The sequence below is a fragment of the Actinomadura spongiicola genome, from assembly GCF_003432485.1.
Lineage (GTDB): Bacteria > Actinomycetota > Actinomycetes > Streptosporangiales > Streptosporangiaceae > Spirillospora > Spirillospora spongiicola.
In genome coordinates, this window is the sequence record NZ_QVNQ01000002.1 from 799288 (window position 1) to 815152 (window position 15865).

A 15865-nucleotide genomic window follows, 5' to 3' on the forward strand; every position below is an offset into this window, starting at 1 on the left:
CATGGCCGGTGGCGCGAAGGGCGTGGACGTCTTCGCGGCGCTGGCGAGCCCGGTTCGGCGGGAGATCACGGCGCTGCTCCTGGACGGGCCCCGCCCGGTGAACGACCTGGCGTCCCATTTCGCGATGAGCCGCCCGAGCGTCTCCGAGCACCTGAAGGTGCTGCGGGACGCCGGGCTGGTCAGCGAGCGGCGCAGCGGACGGCAGCGTGTCTACCGCCTGGAGCCGGACCCGCTCCGCGAACTGTCGCAGTGGCTGCACCCGTACGAGCGGTTCTGGCGGGAGAAGCTGGCCGACCTGCGGGAACTGCTGGACGAGGAGGATGACTCGTGACGCCCGTCCTGGAGGCCGCCGGGCTGGTCAAACGGTTCGGTGCCGTGGAGGCGCTGGCCGGGCTCGACCTGGTCGCCGAACCCGGCCGGGTGGTCGCGCTGCTCGGGCCGAACGGCGCGGGCAAGACGACGTTCGTGCGGTCGGTGGCGACGCTCGTCCGTCCCGACGCTGGAACGCTCCGGGTGGACGGGGTCGACGTCGTCCGCGAACCCGGCCGGGTGCGGCGCCTCATCGGCCTGGCCGGGCAGTACGCGGCCGTCGAGGCGGCGATGACCGGCCGCGAGAACCTGGAGATGGTCGCGCGCCTGTTCGGGCGGGGCCGCCGCGACGCCCGCGCGGACGCGCAGCGGCTCATCGACCGGCTCTCCCTGGGCGAAGTGGCCGACCGGCTGGTCCGGACCTATTCCGGTGGGATGCGCCGCCGCCTCGACCTCGGCACCGGCCTGGTCGGCGCGCCGCGCCTGCTGCTGCTCGACGAGCCCACCACCGGCCTCGATCCGCGCAGCCGCATCGATCTGTGGGACGCCATCGGCGAACTGGTCGCCGCCGGAACCGATGTGCTGCTGACCACCCAATACCTGGAGGAGGCCGACCGGCTCGCCGACCAGGTCGTGATCATCGACCGTGGGCGGGTGATCGCCGAGGGCACTCCGCGTGAGCTGAAGTCGCGGGCGGGCGGCGACCTGGTGGAGGTGCACGTTCGGGACCACGGCGCGGTCGACCGGGCGATGCGGGTGCTGGAGGGGATCGGCGCCGTCCACGCCGACCCGTCCGCGCTCCTGGTGACGATGACCGCCGGGGACCGGCCCGACCGGCTGCTGGAGGCCGTCCGCGCCCTCGCCGACCAGCGCGTCGAGATCGACGACATCGCGCTGCGCCGCCCGACGCTCGACGAGGTGTTCCTGGGTTTCACCGGCGCGACGCCCGAAAGGGCCGCGCCGTGAACGCCGCGAGCATGGGCGCGGCGACCTGGACGATCGCCCTGCGCGGCATCAGGAGGACGCTGCGCACCCCGCAGATCATCGTGATGGGTCTCCTGCAGAGCGTCGCCTTCCTGTTGATCTTCAGGTACGTGTTCGGCGGCGCCATCGACACCCGCGGAGCCGACTACGTCGACTACATGATCCCCGGCCTGCTGACGGTGAGCGGCCTGTTCGCCGGGATGAGCGCGGCGGTCGCGGTCGCCGACGACGTCGCCTCCGGCTACCTCGACCGGCTGAGATCGCTGCCCATGCCACGCGCCGCCGTGGTCGCCGGACAGGTGCTGGCCGACACCGTTCGCGTCGCGCTGATCCTCGCGGTGAGCACCGCGCTGGCCTTCGCCGTCGGTTTCCGCGTCCATACCGGCTGGGGTCACGCGCTGGCCGCGTTCGGGCTGTGCGTCCTGTTCGGCCTCGCCTTCGTGTGGACGTTCGTCGCGCTGGGCCTGCTCACCGCCGACCCGCAGGCCGCGCAGGGCGTCGGTTTCCTCGCGCTGCCGCTGAGCTTCGTGTCCAGCGCCTACGTCCCGGTGGAGACGATGCCGGGACCGCTGCGCGCCTTCGCCGAGAACCAGCCGGTCACGGTCATGATGGACGCCGTCCGGAGCCTCACCCAGGACGCCGGGCCGCACACGGGCGACCTGACGCGGGCGCTGGCGTGGACGGCCGGGATCATCGTGGTCTCCGCGATCGTCGCCGTCGTCCGCGTCCGCCGGGTATGACAGTGGAATCGGGGGACGACATGAGCGGCGAGCCCGCGGCCATCGAAGTGGACGAGTTCCTGCCACACCCGCCCGCCAAGGTGTGGCGGGCGCTCACCGACCGGGACCGGCTGGCGCGTTGGCTGATGCCGAACGACTTCGAACCAGTGGTCGGGCACCGCTTCACCTTCACCACCCGCCCGATCCCGAACATCGGCTTCGACGGCACGATCGCCTGCCGGGTCCTCGACCTGGACGAGCCGCGGCTGCTGCGCATCAGCTGGGGCGGCGGAACGCTCGACACGACGGTGACCTGGCGGCTCGTCCCCGAGGGCCGCGGCACCCGGCTGTTCGTCCGGCACGCGGGCTTCGACCTGGACGACCCCGTCCACGCCTTCGCGTTCCGCGGCATGGGCAGCGGCTGGCGCTCCCACGTGATGCGCGCCCTCCACCGCGTCCTCACCGAACCCGACTGACCCGACCGACCGCTCAGACGGCGGGTTCGAAAGGCGACCGGTCGGTGAACCAGGTGCGCTGCGGGGCGGTGTGGGTGTCCCGTTCGGCGATGCTGCACTTCTCGGTGAAGAGGATGCGGTCGGCAGCTGAATTGGCCGGGCCGGTCAGAGGGCTGGTTCCAGGGGTGGTCGGTCGGTGAACTGGGTGCGGTACAGGTCGGCGTAGCGGCCTTCGGCGGCCAGTAGGTCGGTGTGGGTGCCCCGTTCGACGATGGTGCCGTTCTCCACGACGAGGATGAGGTCGGCGGCGCGGACGGTGCTGAGGCGGTGCGCGATGACGACGGCGGTGCGGCCTTCGAGGGCCTCGGTGAGGGCCTCCTGGACGGCGGCCTCGGACGTCGAGTCGAGGTGGGCGGTGGCCTCGTCGAGGATGACGACGCGGGGGCGGGCCAGGAGAAGGCGGGCGATGGTGAGGCGTTGGCGCTCGCCGCCGGACAGCCGGTAGCCGCGTTCGCCGACGACGGTGTCGAGCCCGTCGGGAAGGCCCTCGATGAGGGTGTCGAGGCGGGCGCGGCGCAGGACGTCCCACAGTTCGTCGTCGGTGGCCTCGGGACGGGCGAGCAGGAGGTTCTCGCGGATCGAGTCGTGGAACAGGTGACCGTCCTGCGTGACCATGCCGAGCGTGTCGCGGATGGTCTGGAACGACAGGTCGCGGACGTCGACGCCACCCAGCCGGACCGCGCCGGAGTCGACGTCGTACAGGCGGGGGAGGAGCTGCGCGATCGTCGACTTCCCGGCGCCGGACGACCCGACGAGCGCGACCATCTGGCCGGGTTCGGCGCGGAACGAGATGCCGTGCAGCACCTCGACGCCGCCGCGGGTGTCGAGGGTGGCGACCTCTTCGAGCGAGGCCAGGGAGACCTTGTCGGCGGACGGGTAGGCGAACCGGACGTCTTCGAACTCGACGGACACCGGGCCGTCCGGGACGGGCCGGGTCTCGGGCTTCTCCTCGACGAGCGGCCGCATGTCGAGGACCTCGAAGACGCGCTCGAAGCTGACGAGGGCGCTCATCACCTCGACGCGGGCGCTGGCCAGGGCGGTCAGCGGCGCGTACAGGCGGGTCAGCAGGAGGGCGAGGGCGACGACGGCGCCGGCCTCGAGTTCGCCGCGCAGGGACAGGAACCCGCCGAGCCCGTAGACGAGCGCGAGCGCCAGCGCCGACACCATGGTCAGGGCCGTGATGAAGATGTGCTGCACCATCGCGGTGCGGACGCCGATGTCGCGGACGCGGCGCGCCCGCGCGGCGAACTCGGCCGACTCGCGGGCCGGGCGGCCGAACAGCTTCACCAGCGTCGCGCCCGGCGCGGAGAAGCGCTCGGTCATCTGTGTGCTCATCGCGGCGTCGTGCCCGGCGGCCTCGCGTTCGAGGCGCGCGAGGCGGCTGCCCATCCGGCGGGCCGGGAGCACGAACACCGGTAGCAGGACCAGGGCGAGCAGCGTGATCTGCCAGGAGATCCGCACCATCACGCCGAACGTGAGCAGCACGGTCACGAGGTTGCTGACGACGCCGGAGAGGGTGTCGCTGAACGCGCGCTGCGCCCCGATCACGTCGTTGTTGAGGCGGCTGACGAGGGCGCCGGTGCGGGTCCGGGTGAAGAACGCGACGGGCATGCGCTGGACGTGGTCGAACACGGTGGTGCGCAGGTCGAGGATCAGTTCCTCGCCGATGCGGGCCGACAGCCACCGGTTGAGGAGCCCGAGCCCGCCCTCGGCGAGCGCGAGGACGGCGATGAGCACGGCGAGCCACACGACCGTGGACGTGGCCGCCCGGTCGACGATGGCGTCGACGACCCGTCCGGCCAGCACGGGCGTCGCGACCGTGAGGACGGCCAGGGCGACGCTGAGCACGAGGAACGCGGTCAGCGCCCGCAGGTGCGGGCGGGCGAAGCGGCCGATGCGGCGCAGGGTCGCCTTAGAGAAGGGTCTGCTGTCCCGCGCGTTCATCGCGTGGTGCAGCGACATCCACGCGGTGACTTCCATGTCCATGACGCACCCCGTCACTCGTTGGTCTGGGACGAGCATGTGACCTCAACGTTGGTTGAGGTCAAGCGCGGTCGCGTCGACCCCGCCGTCCGGGAACAACGGTGACGGACGGGTCCGACATTTTCGAGGCACCATGGAAAAGATCTCTGAGGGAAGGCGGCGCGTGAACATCGACGAGATTCGGTCCGACACCCCCGGCTGCGTGAAGGTCGCGCACCTCAACAACGCCGGGGCCGCCCTGCCGCCGCGTCCCGTCATCGACGCGGTGACGGAGCACTTCACGCTGGAGTCGACGATCGGCGGATACGAGGCGGCCGAACGGAACGCGGCCGCCGTCGACCACTTCTACGAGGCCGTGGCACGGCTGATCGGCGCGCGTGCGGACGAGATCGCGTACGTGGAGAACGCGACCCGCGCATGGGACATGGCGTTCTATGCCGTCCCGTTCGCCGAGGGCGACCGTATTCTCACCACGACGAGCGAATACTCCAGCAACGCGATCGCCTACCGACAGGTGGCCGCGGCCAAGGGCGTGAGCGTGGAGGTCGTCCAGGACGAGCCCGACGGGACCCTCTCCCTGGACGCGCTGGAGGCCGAACTGGTCAAAGGCAACGTCCGGCTGGTGTCGCTCAACCACATCCCCACGCACAACGGGCTCGTCAACCCGGTCGCGGAGGTCGGGCGGCTGTGCCGGGAGCACGGCGTCCTGTACCTGCTGGACGCGTGCCAGTCGGTCGGCCAGATACCTGTGGACGTCACGGACATCGGCTGCGACCTACTGTCAGCGACCGGCCGCAAGTTCCTGCGCGGCCCGCGCGGCACGGGATTCCTCTACGTGCGGCGCGGGATCGTCCGGACGCTGGAGCCGCCCTTCCTCGACCTCCACGCCGCCACCTGGAAGGCCCCGGACGGCTACGACGTGCGCGACGACGCCATCCGCTTCGAGACGTGGGAACGGTACGTCGCCGGGCAGATCGGCCTGGGCGTCGCCGCCGACTACGCGTCCGACCTGGGATTGCGGGCGATCGAGGCGCGAGTGACAGACCTCGCGCAACGGCTCCGCGCCGAACTGGCCGCCCTCCCCGGCACGACCGTCCTCGACAGGGGGACGCGACCGTCCGGCATCGTCACCTTCACCGTGGACGGTCACGACCCTTCCGCCATTACACAGGCCGCACGGGTGCGTGACGTCAACATCAACGTCACGCACCCGCTCGACCACGGATACGACACCCACGCCCTACCGTCGGCCGTGCGCGCCTCCGTCCACTACTACAACAACGATGAAGACCTGGACCGCCTGCTTTCCGTCCTCAAGCAGCTTGGTCCGCACGGCTGAGCCGCGCGGCATGCGGTGCTCCCAGGCTTCCAGCGGCGCGTCAGGTGTTGGGACGGGCCGCGCTGATGTCGGCGAGCGCCGACTCGGCGTCCTTCTCCATCGCCAGGTCGCCGATGGACACGATGCCGACCGGACGGCCGTTCTCGACGACGGGAAGCCGCCGCACGGACCGTTCCCGCATGAGCCGGACGGCCTTGTCCAGGGAGTCGTCCGGCCCGACCGTCGCGGTGGCGGTGCTGGCGAGGCCGCCGACCGTCGCCCGCGTCGGGTCGCCTCCGGCGGCGAGCCCCCGGACGACCAGGTCGCGGTCGGTGACGAGCCCGATCAGGTCGTCTCCCTCGGCGACCAGCACGGTCCCGATGCCCTCGTCGCGCATCGCTCGCGCCACGGTCACGATGTCGAGTTCCGGGGACACCGACGTCGGGGAACCCGTCATGATCTCGCGCACCTTGGTAGCCATCGCTCCCTCCCTGAAGCCTCGCGGGCAGCTTCGCCCATGGACAAAGCGGGCCTTACCCGACGAAATCGGAATCACGCACAACGCGCGGGTGGACGGTCACCTGCGGAACGGCGCGAACGTCCGCTCGGCCGCCGCCGGGTCCAGAGCCAGCCGGTTCGAGTCCTCCGGCGCCGCACGGACAGGCAGCATGGCGAACTCGACGTCCTCCGCGCCCGTGTCCCTGAACGTGCCGGCGAGCGCCCGCAGACTCCGCAGGTCCCAGCGCGGCGTGGCCTCGACCGAGCCCGCCGCCACGGTGAGGAACCGGCCGAACCGCACAGGGTTCCGTCGCTGCTGTTCCCTGGCCCGCTGCGTCAGCGCCTCCATGAACTGAAGTTGACGTCGGACGCGGACGATATCCGAGCCGCCACCGAGACTGCGGCGGGCCCGGACGTACGCGAGGGCCTGCGTCCCGTCCAGCCGCTGCTTCCCCCGGGGCAGTTTCAGCTTCGCCGCCGGGTCGCTCACCGCCTGGGGGAGGGTGATGTCGACGCCGCCGAGCGCGTCCACCATGCCCTTGAACCCGTTGAAGTCGACCACGACCGTCTGGTCGAACCGGGCCTTGGTCAGTGACTCCAGCGCCATCCGCGTGCAGGCGGCGCCGCCCAGCGAGAACGAGGTGTTGATCGGCGCGCGTCCCTTCCCGCGGACGCCCCGGCACGGGATGTCGTCGACCAGGAGGTCGCGGGGGACGCTGACCGCCCGAATGTTCTTCCGGTCGGCCGGCACATGCACCATCACGATGGTGTCGGACCGCGCCTCGTTCACGCGGGGCCGCGTGTCCGAGCCGATGACCAGCAGGTTGAGCGCGTTCCCCGGGTTCCGCGCGGTGATGTCCATCCCCGCGGGCCGCGCGTCCCCGCCGGTCAGCGCCGCCGGGACGACGATCGCCACGGCCGTCACCGCCGCCGCGGCCACCGCCGCCACGGCGCCGAACAGCGTCCACCGCCCCGGTCCGCGCCGCCACCCGGCCGCCGCCGCGTCCATCAGCCGCTCACGCTGCCGCAGGAGCGACGGCGCCGGCTCGTGCTCCAGCTCCCGGCCGAGGTCGCGGATCAGTTCGAGATCGTCCATGGTCACGCCTCCTCCGTGGGGTCGGTGTCGCCGAGCGCCGCGCGCACCTTGCGCCGGGCCCGGTTCAGCCGGGAACGGACGGTGCCGACGGGAATGTCGAGGGCCCGCGCCACCTCCTCGTACGCCAGGTCGCCCCACGCCACCAGCAGCAGGACGTCCAGGTCCCGGCGCGGCAGGCCCGCGAGCGCCTCCGCCAGCACCGGCCGCGACGCCGACGCGGTCACCCCGGCGGCGACCCGGTCGGCGGGCCCCTCGACGGGACCGTCCACCGGGGTTCTGCGCAGCGCCCGGTACCGCGCCGCCTCCGCCCGGTGATGCCGCGCGACCTGCTTCGTCGCGATGCCGAACAGCCACGGCCGCGCGTCACGTTGCGCCAGGTCGTAGCGGCGCCGCCCGCTGAAGGCGGCCAGGAACGTCTCGCCGACGACGTCCTCCGCCGCCTCGGGTCCGAGCCTGCGCGAGACGTACCGGAAGAGCATCGCGGCGTAACGGTCGAACAGCGCGGCGAACGCCTCCGGGTCGGCCAGCGAACTCTCGATGAGATCCGCGTCGCATTGTTGAGCCGTCGTGGGTGTCGTCATCGCACCCACCGAGTCATCGCAGAACACCGCCAGGGCATGCGCACCGGGCCTTCCGTGGGGGAACGTCTGTCAGCGATGTATCTCCACAACGCCCCGCCCGGGTTCACGCTGGACCACGACACCACCCGCCGTCTGGAAGATTCACGCGAACCTTCTCGATAAACTGCGCATCCTTCAAGATGCACGGGGGTTGTCGGGGAGGGCCGCTCCGTCCGCCTGGAAGCACCAGCAAAGGAGGGTCGGCCGTGGACGACGACGCCCAGAAGGAGCCGGTGACGTCCGGCCCGCAGGACGAGCGCGACCCCGACCGCACCGCCACCGCCGAGTTCAGCGTTCCGAAGAAGGTGTCGCTGACCAGGCCGGACATCCCCGTTCGCCGCCCCACCGAACCGCGCGACGACACCGCCCCGCCGGACGAGGAGGAGGCCCCGGCGGCTTCCGAACCGCAGGAGGAACCGTCCCCCGCAGGCCCCACACGGGTCGAGCCCCTGCCGACACTTCCCCCGCAGCCTCCCCAGAACGCCGCACCGCCGCAGTACCCGGCGGCGCGGTCATCGGGCCAGTGGAGCGTCCCCTGGGAAGGACCGACACCCCCCTCGGAACCAGAACCGCGGACGAAGTCCAAACGAGGACGCCGCGCCCTGATCGTGGTTCTGGCGGCGTTCGTGTTGATCGCGGGTCTCGTCGTCGGTCAACTCGCGCGCCCCGTCCCCGAACCGACGGTCGAACTGACCTTGGCGTCCAGCCACGCGTTCCCCGGACAGGCCCCCACGTTGCCGTGGCCTTCGGCGGGCCAGTCCGTCGTCCAGGTGGACGGCCTCGGCACCATGGGCTCGTCGGGCGGGGCCGTCCCGATCCCGACGGCGAGCGTCGCCAAGGTGATGACGGCGTACGTGTACCTGCTCGGCCATCCGCTGAAGCCGGGCGAGGCGGGGCCGGTTCTCACGGTGTCGCCGCAGGCGGCGGCGCAGATCCCGATGCGCAAGCAGCGCGGCGAGTCGCTCCTCGGCGTCACCGCGAACCAGCGGCTGACCCAACGCAAGGCCCTCGAAGCCCTCCTGGTCATCTCGGCGAACGACGTGGCGCACGAGCTGGCGCGCTGGGACGCCGGGAGCACGCCGGCGTTCGTGGCGAAGATGAACGCCACGGCGAAGTCGCTGGGAATGACCGGCACCCGCTACACCGACCCCAGCGGATACGACTCGCAGACGGTCAGCACCGCGGCGGACCAGGTCAAACTTCTCCAGGCCGCGATGAACATCGCGGCCTTCGCCGAGATCGTGAACACCCGCGCCTACGTCCCGGACGACGGCGGCCCGTCCCGCGAGGGCGGCAACTTCATCCTCGGCCGCAACGGCGTCGTCGGCGGCAAGACCGGCTACACGGACGCGGCGGGCGGAAACTTCGTGTTCGCCGCCCGCAAGACCGTCCGGGGCGTCAACACCCTGATCGTGGGCGCCGTCATGGGCCAGGACTCGCCCACGGCGGCGGGCGCCGTCAACACGGCGGAAAGCCTCGTCGTCGCCGCCGGATCAGCGCTGGTCGCGAAGGACCTCGCCCCGAAGGGCGCCCGGGTGGCCCGCGTCGACGACGGCCTAGGCACCACGACGCCCCTGCGCGCCGCGTCCCCCGTCACCGTGATCGGCTGGCCGGGCCTGACCGTCCGCGTCGGCGTCACAGGCGACCCACCCCACCAGGCCCCGAACGGCGACCGCATCGCGACCGTCAAGGCCGGTGCCGCCCACGTCCCCCTTGAACTGGCCCGCCCCCTGAACGACCCGTCCCTCCTCAACCGCCTGACCCGCCTGCCCTGAATCACCTCGCGGGTTACCCGGTGAAGTCGCCGACGTGGTCCCGAGCCCTGCGCGTAGGAGCGCGCGGGACGACCAAGGACTTGCGCCAGTGTGAGGTAGGAACCCTGACGGTGCGCTCGACGCGGCGGTCCCGGCACAGTGGCTCGAACGCATGGTGTGGAGCACCGTCTACACGGGCCTCCACGCCGTCGGCGACGGGCTCGTCGCACGACACGGCGTCGACGACCTCATCCGCCGGACCCCGCGCGGCGCGATCAGCGCACGATGAGCCCGCGATTCAGGAGCGGCGGCTGCTGGGACCGGCGAAGACGGCGGCGGCCCCCAGGCCGAGGTAGATGAGCCCGGTCGCGTAGCGCTGCCGCCGCTGGAAGACGGGCCGACTGCGCAGCCACGAGCCGATCGAGCCCGCCGCGACCGCGTACACGATGTCGCTAGCCAGCCCGAACAGCGCGGTGACGAGACCCAGCACGACGAACTGCAACGGCACCGCGCCCGCGTCCTGGTCGACGAACTGCGGCAGGAACGCCAGGAAGAACAGCACGACCTTCGGGTTGAGGACGTTGACGAGCACGCCGTCCAGGTACACGCGCCGCAGCGGCCGTGGTTCGAGCTCCAGCTCGCTTGCCTCGTGCCGTCCGCGGAACGTCCGGTAGGCGAGAAAGACCAGGTAGGCGGCGCCCGCATAGCGCAGGAAACTGAACGCCGTCGCGGACGCGGCGATGACCGCCGACAACCCCGCCGCTGCCGCCGCGATGTGCACGACCGTCCCGGTCTCGACCCCGAGCGCCGACGCGATCCCGGCCCGGCGCCCTTCACTCACGCTGCGCGCGGTGATGTACAGATGGTTCGGCCCTGGGATGGCGACCAACGTCAACACGGCCAGCAGAAACAACAGCGGATTAGTCACCCAAGCAAACTAACGACCGGCATGGTCTACCCAACAGGGCCAATCACCCTCACGCACCCTAGACCAATCCCCCGAGCTCGCCTCACCCAGCGGCTCCCTGCCGAGCTTCCAGCCACCCCCGCGCATGCTCCGCCGCTTCCCGCAAGAAGCCCTCCAACCCAACCTCATCGAGTCCGGCACCGTAGACAAGATCGATGAGGACGCTGAGTTCCGTGGTCACCAAGATCGATAGATCAGCCCCGTATGGTTCGCGCTCTTTGTGTTTCTCGTCGCCAAGCGCAGCAAGAATCATGCTCTCGGCAACACGCGGACTGATCTGAGAGGCGTTCTCGTCCAGAGATGCCCGCAAGTCTGCGACATAGTTGATTACTTGTGACTTCGTGTACGTTGGTGAGAATCTTCGACGTACCGCTACGGTGAACGCGGAGTAGACAACCGCTGTATAGGCGACAGCGTCAATGTCATCTTTCGCGCTCTCAAGGTACTTGGCGGCCTCGCGATGACCTTCGATGAGCAACCTCAGCGCTTTAACATGCTCGTCCCGTATCTCGGCGCCCGAGTAGTCGGTCACCGGAGCGACTCTTCCGTCAACCCTCGCACCTTGAGCATAAACGCGTCGAGTTCGGCCTCGCTGAGGTCTTCATCTGCGACCATGATGCCCACCAGCAGGCCTTTTGCTCGGAAAGCGGCATTGTCGTCAACGTTGTCATACGCATCCAGCGGCAGCTTGCCGAGGACGAAGTTGATGGCGACCTCGGCGACCTCTGGATCGATGATCTCCGCTGCGTCCGAGGTCCTCCCACGCGCATCGGCGACGAACGCGATGACCTCGGCGTCCCCGGCGGGCTTGCCGTCCTTGATGAAGCGTCGCCGAGCGAGTTCGAAGAACGCAGCGGACACCACAGCCGCGTAACCAACGTTCAACTCCTCGTGACTCAAGGCATGAAGAATCCGCCTGTTCTCGTCAGTGCGCCCCGCAAGCAGCGCGTGCAGAGCAGCGACCTGCTTATCGATGTCCACCATCATTCTCTTCCTCTCTGTACCCTTATTCTTCCCGCCACTTTCTCGTGGACTTTCAACGCCATCATGGCAAGGACGGCGGCGCCGACGAACGCGCTCGCACCCTGCACGCCGTCCGCCTGGTTGGGCCCTTCAACCGGGTCGCCGCGATTGCTGGTGTCCTGACTGCTGATCGGCTTCCCAGATGGCGGCTTTTTCAAGACCTGGTCAATATTCGAAATCCAATTATCGAGGTTCTTCTCCGCATCATCTGGATTGTCCCGACCGCGACGCAGAATGCGGCTTACCCTATCCGCGTCCTCGGGTTCGGACAGATCCTGCTCCTCATCGACCGGAGAGAGGGGTTCGCCGCGTTCGGCGGTGAGTTCTCCCGCCGAGGCGGGGTCGAGGTCGGCGCGGGTGGGAAGTCCGGCGAATTGGTCGGTTTCGGGCTCCTGCGAGGCCGGGGATTCAGGCTGATCGCCTGCGGTTCTACCACGGTCGGCGTCGTCGTTGCCGTCCTCGTCGGCGTTTCCGTCCGGCCGTTCCTCTTCACCGTCCGGCAATGGTCGGGGGTCGTCACGATCGGCGGGCTGTTGTCCGGGATCCGGTGCGTCCTCACGGTCGGGGCTGGTGGACTCGCCTGTCCGACCGGCTGGCTCCTCCGGTCGCTCGGACTCGGCGGCACCGGGCTCACGATCGGTGTCCAGCGGTTCGGCGCCTCTGGTCGCGGGGCCATCATCGGCGCTTGGTTCCGCGTCGGGAAAGTCCCTTCCGCCGGTCTGGTCGTCGGTGGTGGGTTCGCGGTCGCCGGCCTGTGCCGCAACCGGTTCGACGTCCGGTCTTTCTGTCTCGGCGGGCCCGGACGTCGGCTCGGCGCCGTCGTCGGGGACGTCTCTGCCGCCGGTCTGGTCGTAGGTCGCGGGCTCGCGATCGGCGGGCTGCGCTGCCACCGGTTCGGTATCCGGCTTCTCGGCCTCGGTGGTGCCAGGCGTGGGTTCCGTGCCGTCTTCGGGTGAGGAGGCACGGTCGGTGTGCAGTGGTTCGGCGCCTTCGGTTACGGTGCCGTGGTCGATGGGTGGTTCGCGGTCAGCGGGTCGCGCTGCCACCGGTGCGGTGTCCGGCCTTTCCGCTCCGGTGTTGTCGGACGTCGGTTCGCTGTCTTCGGGAGCGGCGCCCTGGGCGGGAGCGTCTCTTCCGCTGGCCTGCTCGTCGGTGGCGGGCTCGCGGTCGGCGGGCTGTGCCGCGACCGGTTCGGCGTCCTGGCCCGGCGTTTCTGGGCTGTCCTGCCGGTCTTCCGTTTCAGGTGTCTGTCTGGCTTCTAACGCGGCCTTCTGCGCCTCGATCGCCCGCGCCCATGACTCGGCCCGTGGCCCCCTCGAAGGCTCGGTGTCGGGCCTGTCTCGTTCGCTCCTGTCGTCGGCCCGTGTGCCGGTCTCATTGACATCGGCACGTCGGTTGTCCGTCTGGCCGTCGTTCACCGGCTCGCTTCGGCCCCCAGAGTCCTGTGGGCGCTCGATGTCGGGCTTACCCGGTTCTGCCGTGTCGTCGGCTCGTGCGTCGGACGCTTCGGTGCTGTTGTCGTCGTCCTGTGCGCGAGTTTCGTCGTCCTCGGCCCGTGGGTCGCCAGTCTGGTCGCTGTCCTCCCGCTGGTCCTGGAGAGCAGAGTCCTGGGATGTCTGCATCGCGCGGGCCCAGGATTCGGCGCGTGGACGGCCGACTGTGTTGGGGTCGTCATTGGGGTCGCCGGAACGCTCCGAGTCTTGACGTGTCGCGGCGTCCGGCTTGTCGGTCTTCTCCGTGCCGGACTCACGGGGCCGTGTCGCGTCCCGCTCCTGCTCCTCGGCCTTGGAGTCGCCCTCGGCGGGGGCCTGGGCGGCGGCTCTGCTTTCCAGCCGGGACGGCTGGCCTGGTGAACCTGGCCGGTCCGCGGGTGGACGGTTGGTGTCGTCGGGCGCCTGGGACTTGTCGGTCGTGTCCGCTTTGGTGTCGGTCCCGCTGGTGTGGTCGACGCCCACCCTCAGCCCTTCCGCCGGACGGCGCCAGGCCGGTTCTCGCCACACCGGCCCGGCAAAGGTCAGACGCCCTACCGAACGCGCGGGGCCAACGCTCGGGTAACGCCGCCCGTCAATGAAACCGAACCCGACCGGGAATTGCACCCCACCCGACCAATCCACCGAAATCGATCATACGGATCCACGCCACAGCACCCTGCGAGCGCGCTCCTTCGTCCACAGACGCCGGACACGCCGACGAACTGCGCGCCGACCCGAAAATATCCCCCGAATACGCAAGCGCTCACTAACCGGCTCGCCGCGCGTTGGGAGGTCGCGGGGCCATCCACGCCCTTCGCCGAGCCGATCAGCTATGCAACCGCCCTCGATTCTCGAGCGGTGTCCGCGTACGGGTGAACTTCGAACAACCGCTCAAGCCGTAGCAGGCTCATCGTTCAACTTCGCCTAGGCCAGGGGCATCGTCAGCTCCAAGCGCTCTCTGTACTGCCGCGCCGCCGTCATCTTCGGTCGACTCGTGGGGTCTTCTGGCTCCGGCAGCTCGATGGCGCCCTCCGTCGTCTCGTTCGCCGCCGAGCTCGGTGAGGGCTCTGCCTCCAGCCGCCGAAAATGATCGAGAATTGCGGAAGGATGTCTCGCTGTGCGTTGAATGTCGGGTTGTGGTCCGCTACAGGCGCTCAGGATGGCTACCCATCTGGCATCCATTCACTGGAGACATTTCCCTTTTCACGAGAGTGGAGACATGAGGGTGTGCCGTTTGAACGATTGCCTGCCGGATTATTGCGTGACAACCGTCCATAATCAGTCCAACTTGCGTTCACTGTAAAAGTGGCGTGAATTTCGTTCCGCATACTTACAGTGGGCGATGCCGCGGCAACGGACCGTCTCGACCCCCTGTTTGGAGACAGCACCGATGAAACGTCGCACCTTCCTCCGCACCTCGGTCGCCGGGGCCGGAGCCATCGCGTTCTCCGGGAGCCTCTGGCAGAACGCCGCCCTGGCGGCACCGGCGCAGCTCAGCCCCAGTCCGTACGGCCCGCTCCAGGCCGCCAATGCCCACGGCATCCAACTGCCCTCCGGCTTCACCAGCCAGATCGTCGCCCGGTCCGGTCAGACGGTGGCCGGTACCCCCTACACCTGGCACAACGCGCCCGACGGCGGCGCCTGCTTCGCCGACGGCAGCGGCTGGATCTACGTGTCCAACGCCGAGATCGGCAGTGGCGGAGGGGGCTGTTCGGCGCTGCGCTTCAACTCCGGCGGCAGCGTCACGTCCGCCTACTCGATTCTGTCGGGTACCAACCGCAACTGCGCCGGTGGCAAGACGCCATGGAACACCTGGCTGTCGTGCGAGGAAGTCGACACCGGGTATGTCTACGAGACCTACCCGTTCGGTGGCACCGCCGCCGTCCGGCGCAGCGCCATGGGCCGCTTCAACCACGAGGCCGCCGCGGCCGACCCGGTCCGCCAGGTCATCTACCTCACCGAGGACAAGAGCGACGGCGGGCTGTACCGCTTCATCCCGGTGACCTGGGGCAACCTGTCATCGGGGACGTTGCAGGTCCTCAAGGCGGGAACCGGCACCAGTGGCTCGTTCACCTGGGGGACGGTGCCCGACCCGGACGGGCAGCCCACAACCACCCGCAAGCAGGTGGCGGGCATGAAGGTCTTCAACGGCGGCGAGGGGTGCCACTACGCCAACGACACCGTCTGGTTCACCACCAAGGGCGACAATCGGGTCTGGCAGCTCAACCTGGCCAACTCCACCTATGAGCTGGCCTATGACGACAGCCTCGTCACCAATGGCACGGCCCCGCTCACCGGCGTCGACAACATCACCGGCTCGACCTTCGGCGATCTGTACGTGGCCGAGGACGGGGGCAACATGGAGATCTGCATTATCACCCCGGATGACGGGATCTCGGTGTTCCTGCGCATCAACGGCCAGTCGTCCTCGGAAATCTGCGGACCGGCCTTCAATCCCGCGGGCAACCGCCTGTACTTCTCCTCGCAGCGGGGCACGACAGGCTCGTCCTCGGGAGGTATCACCTATTGCGTGACCGGGCCATTCCGCACCTGACAGTGGCCCAACGGGTGTCGGCCAGGACCCCTGGCCGACACCCCGCGGGCGGG

The 15865-nt window shown here is 69.8% G+C and carries 15 protein-coding genes; 7 read left to right on the forward strand and 8 right to left on the reverse strand.

Annotated features, from left to right (window positions below; genetic code table 11):
- Window position 1 precedes the first annotated feature (1 nt).
- From D0T12_RS08205 to D0T12_RS08220, 4 genes are read left to right on the forward strand one after another with little or no spacing between them, the layout of a single operon-like run.
- On the forward strand, window positions 2-331 hold the full coding sequence (locus D0T12_RS08205; RefSeq protein WP_117398823.1) for an ArsR/SmtB family transcription factor: 330 nt from the start codon (window positions 2-4) through the stop codon (window positions 329-331).
- A complete protein-coding gene (locus D0T12_RS08210) occupies window positions 328-1275 on the forward strand; it encodes an ATP-binding cassette domain-containing protein (protein WP_117398824.1) in 948 nt (315 codons plus the stop codon). The genes D0T12_RS08205 and D0T12_RS08210 overlap by 4 nt, the downstream gene beginning before the upstream one ends.
- A complete protein-coding gene (locus tag D0T12_RS08215) occupies window positions 1272-2033 on the forward strand; it encodes an ABC transporter permease (protein ID WP_233525904.1) in 762 nt (253 codons plus the stop codon). Before D0T12_RS08210 ends, D0T12_RS08215 begins: the two co-directional genes overlap by 4 nt.
- 20 nt (window positions 2034-2053) lie before the next feature.
- Window positions 2054-2488: an SRPBCC family protein gene (locus D0T12_RS08220; protein ID WP_117398825.1), complete on the forward strand. Its 435-nt coding sequence runs from the start codon at window positions 2054-2056 to the stop codon at window positions 2486-2488.
- A 144-nt stretch (window positions 2489-2632) separates the two neighbouring features.
- Here the strand turns inward: D0T12_RS08220 and D0T12_RS08225 are convergent, their stop codons facing one another.
- Entirely contained in the window at window positions 2633-4513 is a 1881-nt protein-coding gene (locus D0T12_RS08225) for an ABC transporter ATP-binding protein (RefSeq protein ID WP_117398826.1), read from the reverse strand.
- Window positions 4514-4673: 160 nt separating this feature from the next.
- Between D0T12_RS08225 and D0T12_RS08230 the strand changes: the two genes are divergently transcribed.
- Window positions 4674-5849: an aminotransferase class V-fold PLP-dependent enzyme gene (locus D0T12_RS08230; protein WP_233525905.1), complete on the forward strand. Its 1176-nt coding sequence runs from the start codon at window positions 4674-4676 to the stop codon at window positions 5847-5849.
- 40 nt (window positions 5850-5889) lie between these two features.
- On the opposite strand, the gene D0T12_RS08235 is transcribed toward D0T12_RS08230, so the two are convergent.
- The 3 genes from D0T12_RS08235 to D0T12_RS08245 form a co-directional block, all read right to left on the reverse strand.
- Complete coding sequence (locus D0T12_RS08235) at window positions 5890-6309, reverse strand: CBS domain-containing protein (protein ID WP_117398828.1); 420 nt, start codon at window positions 6307-6309, stop codon at window positions 5890-5892.
- Between the two features lie 96 nt (window positions 6310-6405).
- Window positions 6406-7422 (reverse strand): LCP family protein, encoded by a 1017-nt coding sequence (locus D0T12_RS08240; RefSeq protein ID WP_117398829.1) that lies wholly within the window; start codon window positions 7420-7422, stop codon window positions 6406-6408.
- 2 nt (window positions 7423-7424) lie between these two features.
- Window positions 7425-8003 carry an RNA polymerase sigma factor gene (locus D0T12_RS08245; RefSeq protein WP_117398830.1) on the reverse strand — a complete coding sequence of 193 codons (579 nt, stop codon included), beginning with the start codon at window positions 8001-8003 and terminating at the stop codon, window positions 7425-7427.
- Between the two features lie 245 nt (window positions 8004-8248).
- Here D0T12_RS08245 and D0T12_RS08250 point away from each other — a divergent pair, with 245 nt between their 5' ends.
- Window positions 8249-9817 carry a D-alanyl-D-alanine carboxypeptidase family protein gene (locus D0T12_RS08250; RefSeq protein ID WP_233525906.1) on the forward strand — a complete coding sequence of 523 codons (1569 nt, stop codon included), beginning with the start codon at window positions 8249-8251 and terminating at the stop codon, window positions 9815-9817.
- A gap of 277 nt (window positions 9818-10094) precedes the next feature.
- On the opposite strand, the gene D0T12_RS08260 is transcribed toward D0T12_RS08250, so the two are convergent.
- From D0T12_RS08260 to D0T12_RS34815, 4 genes are all read right to left on the reverse strand, one after another.
- The gene (locus tag D0T12_RS08260; protein WP_117398831.1) at window positions 10095-10724 is read right to left on the reverse strand and encodes a LysE family translocator; all 630 of its coding nucleotides are present in this window, start codon (window positions 10722-10724) and stop codon (window positions 10095-10097) included.
- Between the two features lie 82 nt (window positions 10725-10806).
- Entirely contained in the window at window positions 10807-11295 is a 489-nt protein-coding gene (locus tag D0T12_RS08265; protein ID WP_117398832.1) for a hypothetical protein, read from the reverse strand.
- The gene (locus D0T12_RS08270) at window positions 11292-11750 is read right to left on the reverse strand and encodes a hypothetical protein (protein WP_117398833.1); all 459 of its coding nucleotides are present in this window, start codon (window positions 11748-11750) and stop codon (window positions 11292-11294) included. Before D0T12_RS08270 ends, D0T12_RS08265 begins: the two co-directional genes overlap by 4 nt.
- The gene (locus tag D0T12_RS34815) at window positions 11747-13741 is read right to left on the reverse strand and encodes a hypothetical protein (RefSeq protein WP_147339440.1); all 1995 of its coding nucleotides are present in this window, start codon (window positions 13739-13741) and stop codon (window positions 11747-11749) included. Before D0T12_RS34815 ends, D0T12_RS08270 begins: the two co-directional genes overlap by 4 nt.
- 907 nt (window positions 13742-14648) lie before the next feature.
- On the opposite strand from D0T12_RS34815, the gene D0T12_RS08285 reads away from it, so the two are divergent.
- Window positions 14649-15812: an alkaline phosphatase PhoX gene (locus tag D0T12_RS08285; protein ID WP_117398836.1), complete on the forward strand. Its 1164-nt coding sequence runs from the start codon at window positions 14649-14651 to the stop codon at window positions 15810-15812.
- The last annotated feature ends 53 nt before the right edge of the window (window positions 15813-15865 follow it).

Excerpts from the sequence above, each read along its gene's own strand:
- D0T12_RS08205 (WP_117398823.1), top strand. The coding sequence starts at position 2 with ATGGCCGGTGGCGCGAAGGGCGTGGACGTCTTCGCGGCGCTGGCGAGC.
- D0T12_RS08220 (WP_117398825.1), top strand. The coding sequence starts at position 2,054 with ATGAGCGGCGAGCCCGCGGCCATCGAAGTGGACGAGTTCCTGCCACAC.
- D0T12_RS08225 (WP_117398826.1), bottom strand. The coding sequence starts at position 4,513 with ATGGACATGGAAGTCACCGCGTGGATGTCGCTGCACCACGCGATGAAC.
- D0T12_RS08235 (WP_117398828.1), bottom strand. The coding sequence starts at position 6,309 with ATGGCTACCAAGGTGCGCGAGATCATGACGGGTTCCCCGACGTCGGTG.
- D0T12_RS08240 (WP_117398829.1), bottom strand. The coding sequence starts at position 7,422 with ATGGACGATCTCGAACTGATCCGCGACCTCGGCCGGGAGCTGGAGCAC.
- D0T12_RS08245 (WP_117398830.1), bottom strand. The coding sequence starts at position 8,003 with ATGACGACACCCACGACGGCTCAACAATGCGACGCGGATCTCATCGAG.
- D0T12_RS08270 (WP_117398833.1), bottom strand. The coding sequence starts at position 11,750 with ATGATGGTGGACATCGATAAGCAGGTCGCTGCTCTGCACGCGCTGCTT.
- D0T12_RS08285 (WP_117398836.1), top strand. The coding sequence starts at position 14,649 with ATGAAACGTCGCACCTTCCTCCGCACCTCGGTCGCCGGGGCCGGAGCC.